10 protein-coding genes and 2 pseudogenes are annotated in these 12,261 nt (G+C 65.6%); 9 read left to right on the top strand and 3 right to left on the bottom strand.

Features of this window, described 5'->3' with window-relative positions; translation table 11 throughout:
- Positions 1-398 precede the first annotated feature (398 nt).
- The 6 genes from O1Q03_RS19800 (at position 399) to O1Q03_RS19825 (ending at position 6,876) form a co-directional block, all read left to right on the top strand.
- Complete coding sequence (locus O1Q03_RS19800) at positions 399-1,742, top strand: phenylacetate--CoA ligase family protein (RefSeq protein ID WP_269505573.1); 1,344 nt, start codon at positions 399-401, stop codon at positions 1,740-1,742.
- The gene (locus O1Q03_RS19805) at positions 1,742-2,500 is read left to right on the top strand and encodes an enoyl-CoA hydratase/isomerase family protein (RefSeq protein ID WP_269505575.1); all 759 of its coding nucleotides are present in this window, start codon (positions 1,742-1,744) and stop codon (positions 2,498-2,500) included. The genes O1Q03_RS19800 and O1Q03_RS19805 overlap by 1 nt, the downstream gene beginning before the upstream one ends.
- Positions 2,501-2,502: 2 nt before the next feature.
- Positions 2,503-3,222, top strand: coding sequence for an HAD family hydrolase (locus O1Q03_RS19810; RefSeq protein WP_269505577.1), 720 nt, complete (start codon positions 2,503-2,505; stop codon positions 3,220-3,222).
- A gap of 14 nt (positions 3,223-3,236) precedes the next feature.
- Positions 3,237-4,358 carry a branched-chain amino acid ABC transporter substrate-binding protein gene (locus O1Q03_RS19815; RefSeq protein WP_442865815.1) on the top strand — a complete coding sequence of 374 codons (1,122 nt, stop codon included), beginning with the start codon at positions 3,237-3,239 and terminating at the stop codon, positions 4,356-4,358.
- Positions 4,359-4,505: 147 nt separating this feature from the next.
- Positions 4,506-4,901 (top strand): thioesterase family protein, encoded by a 396-nt coding sequence (locus tag O1Q03_RS19820; RefSeq protein WP_269505581.1) that lies wholly within the window; start codon positions 4,506-4,508, stop codon positions 4,899-4,901.
- A gap of 250 nt (positions 4,902-5,151) precedes the next feature.
- Entirely contained in the window at positions 5,152-6,876 is a 1,725-nt protein-coding gene (locus tag O1Q03_RS19825) for a sigma-54 interaction domain-containing protein (protein WP_332112543.1), read from the top strand.
- A gap of 170 nt (positions 6,877-7,046) precedes the next feature.
- Here the strand turns inward: O1Q03_RS19825 and O1Q03_RS19830 are convergent, their stop codons facing one another.
- From O1Q03_RS19830 to O1Q03_RS19840, 3 genes are all read right to left on the bottom strand, one after another.
- Entirely contained in the window at positions 7,047-8,186 is a 1,140-nt protein-coding gene (locus tag O1Q03_RS19830) for a patatin-like phospholipase family protein (protein ID WP_269505584.1), read from the bottom strand.
- Positions 8,187-8,392: 206 nt separating this feature from the next.
- Positions 8,393-8,734, bottom strand: a complete 342-nt coding sequence (locus O1Q03_RS19835) for a cupredoxin domain-containing protein (RefSeq protein ID WP_269505586.1) — start codon at positions 8,732-8,734, stop codon at positions 8,393-8,395.
- 17 nt (positions 8,735-8,751) lie between these two features.
- Positions 8,752-9,696: a metallophosphoesterase family protein gene (locus O1Q03_RS19840; RefSeq protein ID WP_269505589.1), complete on the bottom strand. Its 945-nt coding sequence runs from the start codon at positions 9,694-9,696 to the stop codon at positions 8,752-8,754.
- Positions 9,697-9,951: 255 nt separating this feature from the next.
- On the opposite strand from O1Q03_RS19840, the pseudogene O1Q03_RS40220 reads away from it, so the two are divergent.
- The 3 genes and pseudogenes from O1Q03_RS40220 to O1Q03_RS19855 all read left to right on the top strand — a co-directional run.
- Positions 9,952-10,221, top strand: a pseudogene (locus O1Q03_RS40220) (inorganic phosphate transporter); the annotation flags it as partial.
- 7 nt (positions 10,222-10,228) lie between these two features.
- Positions 10,229-10,420: pseudogene (locus tag O1Q03_RS40225) on the top strand (inorganic phosphate transporter); the annotation flags it as partial.
- 80 nt (positions 10,421-10,500) lie between these two features.
- On the top strand, positions 10,501-12,255 hold the full coding sequence (locus O1Q03_RS19855) for an ABC transporter permease (protein ID WP_269505590.1): 1,755 nt from the start codon (positions 10,501-10,503) through the stop codon (positions 12,253-12,255).
- Positions 12,256-12,261: the final 6 nt, after the last annotated feature.

The raw sequence follows: 12,261 nt of genomic DNA on the forward strand, positions 1-12,261 counted from the left end.
ATCTTATATCGGAAAGTGACGATATGCACGGAAGGCACTGACGTCAATGGGGTTGATAGGCGTTGCCTTATGAAGGCTGCATTTTCGGACCGCGTCACTCGCGGAACGCTTCCGGCTAATCGTCGTCCACAGTCAATTTCCCTGCCGATCGTAAAGATTCTTTCCGTTCAGATTGAATACGGCGGACTGTCGCGCCGATCGCACACGCGCGCCGGACAACGGTTCCCGGTCTGATTTCCAATTGGCACGGCCTTTGCAGTATTAGAGCGCAAACGATCCGGAGAAGCCCGCCCGATGCCAGCGAAACGTACGACGGTCCCGAAAGCGATCGGGATATCCGAGCCGGCGTCACGACTGCGTCGGCCATATAGATTCGTCATGCTAAAGGAAGCGAGAACATGAAAGTGGAGTCGTCAATCAACGCAAACAACGCGCTATTCGACGAGGAATTCGAAACCTTGCCGCCCGGACGGATGCGCCGGCATCAGGACGGACTATGGTCGACCCAATGGGACTACATCCGTTCGATGTCGACGTTCTATCGAGGGAAGTTGTCGCGCTGGATCGACCGGGAGGTGACGCTGGATTCACTGCAGGAGTTGCCGTTTACCGAGAAGGACGAGCTCCGGATCAGCCAGGAGGCGGCCTCGCCATTCGGCGACTACGTGGCCTGCGGCGAGGCGGGCGTGTCCCGGCTTCATCGCACGTCCGGGACCACCGGGCGCCCGCTGATTCTTGCGAACAGCGCGGCCGATGCGTACCGGATCGCACAGGTCGGCGCGCGCTCGATGTGGGCCGCCGGGTTGCGGCCGACGGACCGCGTGGTGCACTGCCTGAACTACTGCATGTGGACCGGCGGCTTCACCGATCACACGATTCTCGAGGCGACCGGCGCGACGGTCGTGCCGTTCGGCGTCGGCAATACGCGCGTGCTGATCGACTCGATCGTCAATCTCGGCATCAACGCGATTTCGTGCACGCCTTCGTATCCGGGGCTCATCGAACAGATCCTGCGTGAATCGACCGATCTTCGCCCCCGCGACCTGAAGTTGACGTTGGGCCTGTTCGGCGGCGAGGCCGGCCTCGACAACCTGGATCTGCGCAACGCGATGGAAGAGAAGTGGGGCTTCAGGATCCGCAACGCCAACTTCGGTCTGTCGGAAGTCCTGAGCATTCTCGGCGGACAAACCGACTGGACCAACGACCTGCTGTATCACGCGAGCGACGTCGTCTTTGCGGAAATCATCGATCCCGCCACGTTGCAACGCCTGCCGATCGAAGCGGGGACCGTCGGCGAACTCGTCTGTACGCACTTGCAGAAGGAATGCCAACCGCTCGTTCGCTACCGCACGCGGGACGTCGTCACCGTGACTGGCGTCGATCGCGGACCGGACGGCCGCACGGCGTGGCGATTCCGCGTGACCGGCCGCACCGACGACATGTTCAACGTGCGCGGCATCAACGTGTTCCCGAGCGCCGTTCGCGTGGCCGTCGAATCGCTGCCGCAATGGGCGTCGGGCATCTTCCGGATCGTGCTGAAGGGCGACGGGCCGTACGACCGGATCACGATGACGGTCGAAGCCGCGCAGGGCTTGCCCGCCGCCGACTGGCCGAAGGCCCGGGAGCAGGTCGAGGCGGCGATCCGCACGCGGGTCGGTTCGACGGCAGACGTGACGATGGTGCCGTTCGAGCATTTCCCGCGTACCGAAGGAAAAACCCGCTGGGTCGAAAAGGAGGCGTGATGCGCTACGCAAGAATCGAGAAATCGGGCGCCGTGTCGACGGTGATCCTCGATCGCCCGGAGCGGCTGAACGCGATCAGCGGCGACCTGCTGGACGATCTTCATCGCGCGCTCGTGGAAGTCAATGCCGACGAAGGCTGCAACGCGATCGTGTTCACGGGCGCGGGCCGGGCCTTCTGCGCGGGCGACGATCTGAAGGAGTTCGACAGGCAGACCGAGAGCGATGCAAGCATCTGCAGCCACGTCGAACGCATCCAGCAGATCACGCGCGACCTGATGTTCAACGGCAAGCCGGTGATCGGCGCCGTGCACGGGTTTGCCGTCGGCGGCGGATTCGAGTGGCTGCTCAACTGCGATCTGGTCGTGGCGTCGGACGACCTGGTGTGCTTTTTCCCCGAAATGGAGTGGGGGCAGTTCGTCACCGGGGGGGTGACGCAACTCCTGCCGCAGAGCGTCGGCCATCAGCGCGCGATGGAACTGTGGCTGCTGGGTGAGCGCCAGTCGGCGCGGCAACTGCATGCGCTGGGCCTCGTCAATCGCGTCGTCGAACCGGCGAAGGTCGTGGAAACCGCGCTGGAACTGGCCACGCGCGTGGCCGAGCGTTCCGTCTTTTCGGTATCGAGACTGAAGCGTCTGCTGACGATGGAGCTGTCGACTGATTTGACGCGCAGTCTCGAACTCGAGCAGTCCGCAACCGTCGCGGCGTTTGCGACGCCCGACGCCGCCCGCCGTGTGCAGGCCTTTGCCGCGAGGAAATGACCATGAAGATCAAAGCACTGACGTTCGACTATTTCGGCACGCTCGTGGATGTCGACAAGGGCGGCATGGCGGGGATCGCCGAAGTCATGCGCATCCTCGGCGTCGCTTCTTCGCGCCCGGTGTTCGACGTGTATCTCGACTGGGACATGCGCAACGTGCAGACCTATCGCGGCGGCGCGTACCGCAGCTATCGCGCGGTCGCGCAGGACGCGCTCGCCGCTTGCATCGACGCGCTGTTCCCGAGCGCGCTCGACGGCCACGACGTCGCGGCGCTCACCGACGTGCTGCTCACGCACCTCGTCGAGTCGTCGCCGCCGCACGCGGATGCACTCGAGTTTCTCGACTGGGCGGGGTCGCGCTATCCGCTGATGCCGATCACGAACATGGATAGCGACCTCTGGCGCAGAAGCCAGCTCACGCGCTACTTCGAGCATGTCACGACGGCCGAGATGGCCAACGCGTACAAGCCTTCGCACCTGATCTTCAGCCTCGCGCTGGATCGCCTCGGGCTCGACGCGCACAACGTGCTGCACTGTTCGCTCGCCAGTTGGGCGGATATCGATGGCGCGAAGCCGCTCGGCATGCACGTGGCGTGGATCAACCGCTCGGCGGACACGCTCGGGCCGTGGCAGCCGCGTCCCGACTTCGAGTTCACGACGCTGTCGCCCGTTCGCGAGGTCCTCACTCAATCGCAGTCCGCCATTTCGGGGGAATTGAAATGAAACGCACGATCCTGATGTTTGCCGTCACCGTCGTCGGTGCCGGCGTTGCCGGGTTGTCGTCCGGTGCGAGTGCCGATACCGTCGTCAAGATCGGCGCGGCCGGCCCGCTGACGGGCAGCTCGGCCCAGAGCGGCAAGGACGACGAACGCGGCGTGCAGCTGGCCATCGACGAGCTGAATGCGCGCAAGCTGGTGATCGGCGGACAGCCGGTCAGGTTTCAACTGGTGTCGGTCGACGATCAGGGCGACCCGAAGGTGGGCGTGAACGTCGCGCAGAAGCTGGTCGACGGCGGCGTGGCGGCCGTGATCGGACACTACAACTCCGGCGTCAGCATTCCGGCCGCGCGGATCTACAACGACGCGCATGTCGTGATGATCACGGGCGCGTCGTCGAACCCGGAGCTGACCCGGCTCGGATTTCCGTACGTTTATCGTCTCGCGACGAACGACAACGTGATGGGCCGGCGTATGGCCGATTACTCGGCCAACGTGCTGAAGCTCAAGCGCGCGGCCGTGGTCGACGACCGGACCGCGTACGGCACCGGCGTGGCGGACGTGTTCGTGAAGACCGCGGAAAAGAACGGCATGACCGTCGTCGCGCGCGAATACAGCACGGACAAGACGACGGACTTCAAGGGCATCCTGACGCACATCAAGGCGACGAATCCGCAGGTCGTGTTCTACGGCGGCTATTACGCGCAGGCGGCGCTGCTCGCACGCCAGATGGTCGATCTCGGCATCAACGCGGTGCTGGTCGGCGGCGACGGCATCTGCTCGCCGGAGTTCGGCAAGCTGTCGAACAACGTGCTCGACAACAAGATGTTCTGTGCGCAGGGCGGCGCGCCGCTCGACAGCCTGCCCGACGGCAAGCGTTTCAGGAGCCGGTTCAAGCGCACGTTCGGCGCCGACGTGGATACCTATGCGCCGAGTTTCTATGCGGCGACGCTCGTCGTGGCCGATGCGATGCAAAAGGCCAATTCGACGTCGCCCGACGCGTATTCGAAGGTGATGCGCGAGCAATCGTTTCCCAGCATGCTCGGGCCGGTGAAGTTCGACGCGCAGGGCGACTGGATCGATGCGCCGGTGACCGTCTACAAGCTGTCGGGCGGCACCCTGACGCCGGTCGGCGCGAAGTAGCGGGCGCGGCGTCGAAGCGCGGTTCGGTTCGGGGCAGCGCCTTGGTTGCGCCGGGCCGTGCATCGATGGATGAACGGCCCGGCGCTGTCGAGATTCAACCGCGCTGCATCGGCAGTGCGGCAATGGTTTGACCGAAAAGGAGATTTCATGATCCATTCCGGAGCGACGGCGACCCTGACGCGTCGGGTCGCCGTGCAGGACCTGGCTTCCGCCTTCGGCAACGATTCGGACGAAACGTACCCGGACGTGATGTCGACGCCCGCGATGCTCGGTCTGATGGAGCGCGCATGTGCGGAAATCATGCGCGGCGAGCTGGAGGACGGGCAATTGTCGGTCGGCGTCACGACGCAGCTGACGCACTCGGCACCCACGCCGGTCGATGCGCAAGTGAGCGCCACGGCCAGTTTCCGCGGGCGGGACGGCAGCCTGTTCGTCTTCGACGTCGTCGTGCGCGATCCGAAAGGGCAGGTCGGCAGCGGAACGCATGCACGCGCGATCGTCGATCGCGCCGCGATCGAGAAAAAGGCCGCGTCGCGCCGTTGATCGCGGCAATGGCCGGCATGGCCGACAGTGGCCGGCCGTGGCGCCGGCGTTCGTCGCACGAGCGGCAACCGGGTTCAACATGAACGGTTTTTGCGCTGGTAAGCTGGGCGGATCTGCCACCGTGCTGCGAACGACAATGGACGAGCGAAGTCTGAGCGCTGCCGACCGATCCGCCGATCTCCGTTCCGCGATCGATACGGCTTGCTGGCGCGATGCGAGGCATGTTGCGGCGCACCGGTTCGGCGCGTACGTGCTGACGTTGAGCGACGACGCGGTTCCGCTCGAAGCGGCCGACGACGATGCGCGCGCGCTGGCCGCGCAGTGCGGCATCGACGTCGGCGCGCTGGAACTCGACCGGCTGCTGCGCGATGTCCGCGGTTCGCTGCGCGAAAGCGGCAACGCGACGGTCGACGTGCCGCTCGCAGCCGCAGGCGGCCTCTACTGCGCCGCTACCTGCGTGTCGGCCGGGCCGGCCACGGTCTACCTGCTCGCGTTGCGGCGCGCGGAGCGCGACGCGCGATCGCTGCACGACCTGCTCGCGCTGCTCGACATCACGCTCAGCGTGTCGCTGAAAAGCCATTTCGATCTCGTCGCGCACCAGACGCTGGTGGAAGAGCAGAAGGCGATCATCGATCACATCGGCGACGGGCTGATGGTGCTCGGCCGCGGCGGCATCGTGCGTCACGCGAGTACCGTCGCGGGGCGGATTCTCGGGATCGATCCGGTGGCCAGCATCGGCCGGCCGCTCGAGGCGCTGATCGACTTCGAGCCGATCATCGCGCCGATCTTCACGACGGGCGTGGGTTACGTCGATCGCGAACTCATCATCGATTCACCGGCCCGTCACCTGCACCTGATCGACACGGCGATTCCCGTGAAGAACAGCTGCGGGCAGGTGGTGTCCGTCGTCAACACGTTTCGCGAGATCAAGCGCGTGCGCCGCATCGCCGGCAAGTATGCAGGCAACTATGCGCGCTATACGTTCGAGAACATCGTCGGGCAGAGCGACAGTCTGCTCGACGCGATCGGCGCGGCGCGCAAGGCGGCGCACGGTTCGGCGAATCTGCTGCTCAGCGGCGAGAGCGGCGTCGGCAAGGAGGTTTTCGCGCAGTCGATCCACAACGCGAGCGCGCGCCACGCGCAGCCGTTCATTGCGATCAACTGCGCCGCGCTGCCGCACGACCTGATCGAAAGCGAACTGTTCGGGCACGCGCCGGGCAGTTTCACCGGGGCGACCAAGGAAGGGCGGCCGGGGAAATTCGAGTCCGCCGACGGCGGCACCGTCTTTCTCGATGAAATTTCGGAGCTTCCGATCGACGTGCAGGCGAAGCTGCTGCGCGTACTTCAGGAGCGCGAAGTGACGCGGCTCGGCGATACCAAAGGCATCCCGATCGACGTGCGCATCATCTGTGCGAGCAACCGCGATCTGGAAGCGATGGTGGCGGCGAAGGAGTTTCGCGAGGATCTGTACTATCGCTGCAACGTCATCGAGATCTCGATTCCGCCGTTGCGATCGCGCAAGGCCGACATCACGGCGACCGCGAACTTCTTCCTCAGCAAGTACGCCGCGCTGCTCGACAAGAAGATCTTCGGGTTCAGCAAGCGGGCGCTCGATCAGATGCATGCGTACGCATGGCCCGGCAATGTCCGGGAGCTCGAGAATCTCGTCGAGCGCACGGTGAACCTCACCGACGAAGGCATCATCGACGACGTGTCGGCCTTGTTGCGGCCGACGCGCGGTGCGGGCGGGATGTCGGATCCGATACCGGCGTCCCGCGTGCATGGAAAGCCCGACGCGCGAGGCGATCAGCCGCTTCAATCGCTGCGGGATGTCGAGCGCGACGCAATCCTTCACGCGCTGGCCGCGTGCCGATTCAACGTCACGCGTTGCGCGGCCCTGCTCGAAATCTCGAAGCCGGCGTTGTACGCAAAGGTGAAGCGATACAACATCAAGCTCGAACGGCCGTTGCATTAGCGGCGGGGCGGCCATTCGGCGCGTGTGTCGATGCCGGTGCTGGTGCCGATCGCCTCGGCCGGTCGAGTCGGGAAGGGGCGCGGAGACGTCATCGCGGCGCGAGTACGAATGCGCACCGCGATGTCATGCGACGATCGATCGATGTCGCGACACGGCTCGCCGCACCGACATCAAGTATGCCGCTCCCCGATCCGGTTCTCTTCCGGACTCCACACGCTCAATCCTTCCGTCGGGTCCATCGGCAGGTCCCACGGCCGCGCGGCGATCGTCTGCATCGTCGCGTCGAACCCGGCCTGCCGGCGCGCCGCGATCCCGTCGGGCGTGAAATCGATGTCCTTCCACTGATCGTCGCCGTCGAGCCGCGGCGCCGCGAGCTTGATCACGCGCATCGTCGTCTGGCAGCCGTACGCGGCGAGCGCCTCCACGTCGGCCGACTTGCGCTCCGCCTCGGGGATGTGCGTGACCAGTTCCTTGATCACGTGACGCAGCCCGTGAATCTGCTTTTGCCGCGCGATGGTGGTGTCCGTGCGGCTCGCGTACTGGATGTCCTTCTGCCGCTCCGACACCTGCCAGATGCTTTCCGGCTCGGGTCCGACCGGATTCCACATCTGCACCGAGAAGATGACCGAGCTGCGGCGCGGCGCGTCGTCGAGCACGACCTCGACCGGCGTATTCGAATAGATGCCGCCGTCCCAGTACGGTGCGCCGTCGATCCGCACGGCCGGAAACGCGGGCGGCAGCGCGCCCGAACCCATCACGTGCTCGATGCCGAGCGGCCGGTCGCGCGAATCGAAATAGCGCATCGCGCCGGTACACGCGTTGACCGCGCCGACGGTCACGCGCGGCCGGCCCGCGTTGAGCAGGTCGAAATCGACGAGCGACGCGAGCGTGGCGCGCAGCGAATCGAGCACGTAGTACGACGCCTGCTCGACGCCGACGTGCGCGAGCGGCCCGAGCCACGCGGCCGGGTTCGGCCGGAAAAAGCCCGGGATCCCCGCGCCGATCACGCCGAGTTCGGAGCCGATCTTGTCCCAGCTCGTCGGGAAACCCGGCACGTTCAGCGCGGGCCGTTCGGCGACGCGGCGCCAGAACTCGGCCATGCGTTGCGCGCGGTGCCCGGGCGCGTTGCCGGCGATCAGCGCCGCGTTGATCGCGCCGATCGACGTGCCGATGATCCAGTCGGGCTGGATGCCCGCCGAGTCGAGCGCCTCGTAGACGCCGAGCTGGTACGCGCCCAGCGCGCCGCCGCCCTGGAGGACGAGCACGACCTGCCCGGGTAGTTTCGGAGGGATGGGTTGATTCGCCGTCATCACTGGCCTCGTGGTCGGTGACGGCCGAAGGCGCCGGCCGGATGGAATCAGTGTAGGCGATCGGCGGGCGGTTCTCGCGGCGGAATCGATCGTTGCGGGCGGGCGCGCATCCGGCGTCGCTGCCGATCGGAGTGCCGGCGTCGAAAAACTTCATTTAAACGGGCGGCAGCGCATCGTGAGCGACCCAACGACGCGCTGCCGCACGCTCATTCGACGGTGATCGTCTCCTTCATATAAGGATGGATTCCGCAGAACACCTTGTACACGCCCGGCTTGTCGAAGCGGAACGAATAGGTTTCGTCCTGGTCGAGCGCTTTCGAATGAAAGATCCCCGCATCGTTGACGATGGTATGCGGTTCCGCGTCGAGGTTCTTCCACGTGATCGTCGTGCCGGCCTTGATCGTGGTCGACATCGGCGAAAACATGAAATTGCGGATCGTCACGAGCGAGTCGGCCGGACCCTGCGCGAATGCGGCGAGCGGTGCGGCGCCAAGGGCCGCACACAGGATCAGCGCGGCCCGCCGCGCCGGTTTCCCGAAGAGGTTCATGTCGTTCTCCCGGTGTGTCATGCGAGCGTCGCGTCGTGCAGCGACGATGCGAGCGGATGGCCCGCGAAGTCGACCGTCGTCACGCCGAGCATCGTGGGCAGCCGGTCGCGCGGCACCGTGAGCGGCACCGGGCCCGGCCCGTTGCCGGCGGTCGGCTGCGGGAACGCGGTGGAGCGCGCCGTATGGAACGTCACGTTGCCCTCGACCTTCGACACGATCTGGTGGATGTGCCCGTTCAGCACCGTGACGGAGCCGAAGCGGCGCAACAGCGCCATCGTCTGCGGCGCGTCGCCGGTGCCCCAGCCCCACGGTTCGTAGATGGTCCACATCGGCATGTGCGAGAACACGACGATCGGCGTGCTCGACGACTGCCCCTTCAGGTCCTGCGCGAGCCACGCAAGCTGTTCGTCGCCGAAGCTGCCGAGCCCATTCGGCTTGAAATGCATCACGTTCACGAGCGCGACGAAGTGCACGCCCGCGTGATCGAAGCTGTAGTAGCCGCGATTCTGCGAGGCCTTGCCGAACCGGCCGAAGTATTCGGCGCCCGAGCCGTCGGTGACGTCGTGTTCGCCGGGCACCGTGTGCAGTTCCGGCACGCGCAGCGCGGACAGCAGTTGCGATGCATGGTCGAACTCCTCCGGTTTCGACAGATGGGTGATGTCGCCGGTGTGGATCGCCAGCGCGGGCGCGGCGGACATCCCGTTCACGAGATCGATGGTCTGCCGCAGCGTGGCCGCGACGTCGGGATTCGCGTCCTTGTTGAAGCCGATGTGCGTGTCGCTGATCTGCACGAACAGCGGCCGGCCCGCATCGGCGGGGCGCGGCTCGCCGTTTTGCGCGAGCGCGAGGTCGAACGGCGTGAGGATGCCGCCCGACAGCGTAAACAGCGTGCCGAGGCCGCCGAACGCCATGCATTGCAGGGCTTTGCGGCGCGACGGGCGGGTGGGAGTCGATGAAGACATTGTGAGCCTCGCAATCGTATGACGGAACCGGACGGCCGGGTCGTCCGGAAATAAACCGGCGTCGTGCGCTTGCCATACCGACGCGGCGGCGGATTTATTCCCGTGCGTTACAACGTCGGCGCCGGTCCGAGCGACTCGCGCGTCGATACGCGGTCGCAGCACGATGACCTGTCAATGTCTTGTAAGTGACACGTCATATTTGCGTCATCCCCGCCCTATAGCCTGCGACACCGAATCACCTCTCCGGAGCCCCTCATGCCGAATCTCGCGGCAACGGAAACCAGCGGTGCGGCCAGCCGTCGCACGCGCGCGACCAGCCTCGCGCTGTTCTTTCTGATCATTGCGTGCGGGATCGTCTATGTCGGGGTTCATCTGAGCGCGGATCTCGGCCCGGTCAAGGAAAGCTCGGTCCTGCCGTTCCTGCTGCTCATCGTCGCGCTGCTGATCGCGCTCGGCTTCGAATTCGTGAGCGGTTTCCACGACACCGAGAACGCGGTCGCGACCGTCATCTATACGCATTCGGTGGACCAGGGCCGACGCCTACGGGTTGCCGGTGTCGACGACGCACGTGCTCGCGTCCGGCGTGGCCGGCACGATGACCGCGAGCGGCGCGGGGCTGCGCCGGGACACGGTGCGCAACCTCGTGCTCGCGTGGGTGCTGACGTTGCCCGCGTCGATCGCGCTGTCGGCCGTCCTGTACTGGGCACTGCACGGGCTGCTCTGAGCCGCGTGGGCTGATGCCATGCCCGGCCGCGCGTGATGCGGCCGGCCCCATCGATTTTCAATTCGACCAAGACGCTACCGATGGATATCAGTTTCTTCGATCCGAATCGCACCGCCAACGCGTCTGCGTGGCGTGTGCTCCCCAACCGCTGGGATGCCGTCGCGTTTCCGCTGATCATCGGCATACTCGCGATGGCGATCGTCGGCTTCCACCAGACGATGGCGCCGATCGGCGTGCTGCAGGCGCAGAAGATCTCGCTCGATCCGTCGAACCTGCCCGAATACGCGTTGCGCACCACGCTGCGGATGCTTGCCGCGATGATCGCGTCGCTCGCGTTTACGCTCGTGTACGGCACGCTCGCCGCGAAAAGCCGCCGTGCAGGCATGGTGCTGATTCCGATCCTCGACATCCTGCAGTCGGTGCCGGTGCTCGGCTATATCTCGTTTACGGTCACGTTCTTTCTCGCGCTGTTTCCGGGGCGCGTGCTCGGCGCCGAGCTCGCGGCGATCTTCGCGATCTTCACGAGCCAGGCGTGGAACATGACGTTCAGCTTCTACCAGTCGCTGCGCACGGTGCCGCGCGACCTGAGCGAAGTGTCGCGCGGCTTTCACCTGACGCCGTGGCAGCGTTTCTGGAAGCTCGAGGTGCCGTTCTCGATGCCGGGGCTGATCTGGAACATGATGATGTCGATGTCGGGCGGGTGGTTCTTCGTCGTCGCGTCGGAGGCCATCACCGTCGGCAACCAGACCATCACGCTGCCGGGCATCGGCGCGTATCTCGCGCAGGCCATCTCCGACAAGAACCTCGGCGCGGTGGGCTGGGTGATCGTCGCGATGTCGGTCGTGATCCTCGGGTACGACCAGTTCCTGTTCCGCCCGCTCGTCGCGTGGGCCGACAAGTTCCGGATGGAGAACACCGCATCGGGCGATGCGCCGCAATCGTGGCTGCTCGACATGCTGCGCCGTACGCACCTGATCCATCAGTTGCTCGTGCCGGCCGGCTGGCTGCTGTCGCAGGCCGCGCGGATTCCGCTGCGCGTGCCGTCGTTCAACGGTGTCGGTGCGCGTGTCGCATCGCGCCGCCGCTCGTCGCGCATCGGCGACATCGTGTGGGGCGCGTTCGTGATCCTGCTGACGGCGTACGTCGCATGGCGCGTCGTCAGCTTCGTCGCGACCGGCGTGACGATGGGCGACGTCGGCCACGTGCTCGTGCTCGGGCTCATCACGCTGCTGCGCGTGGTCGTGCTGATCGCGATCGCTTCCGTGATCTGGGTGCCGCTCGGCGTGCTGATCGGGTTGCGCCCGAAGCTGGCCGAGAAGATCCAGCCGCTCGCGCAGTTCCTCGCCGCGTTCCCGGCCAACCTGCTGTTCCCGGTGTTCGTGATCGTGATCGTTCACTTCCACCTGAACGCCGACATCTGGCTGTCGCCGCTGATCGTGCTCGGCACGCAGTGGTACATCCTGTTCAACGTGATCGCCGGCGCGATGTCCTATCTGAACGACTACAAGGAGGCGACGAAGAACTTCCGCATCCGCGGCTGGCAGTGGTGGCGGCAGGCGATCCTGCCCGGCATCTTCCCGTACTACGTGACCGGTGCGATCACCGCGTCGGGCGGCGCGTGGAACGCGAGCATCGTGTCCGAGTTCGTGCAATGGGGCGACACGAAGGTCGTCGCGCACGGTCTGGGCGCCTACATCGCGCAGAACACCGCCGCCGGCGACTTCCCGAAGATCATCCTCGGCATCGCCGTGATGTCGCTGTTCGTTACCTTGTTCAACCGGCTGCTGTGGCGTCCGATGTATGCCTATGCGGAATCCCGGCTCCGTCTCGATTGAGAGTAA

It is taken from the genome of Burkholderia sp. IMCC1007 (assembly GCF_027257875.1).
Classification (GTDB): domain Bacteria; phylum Pseudomonadota; class Gammaproteobacteria; order Burkholderiales; family Burkholderiaceae; genus Burkholderia.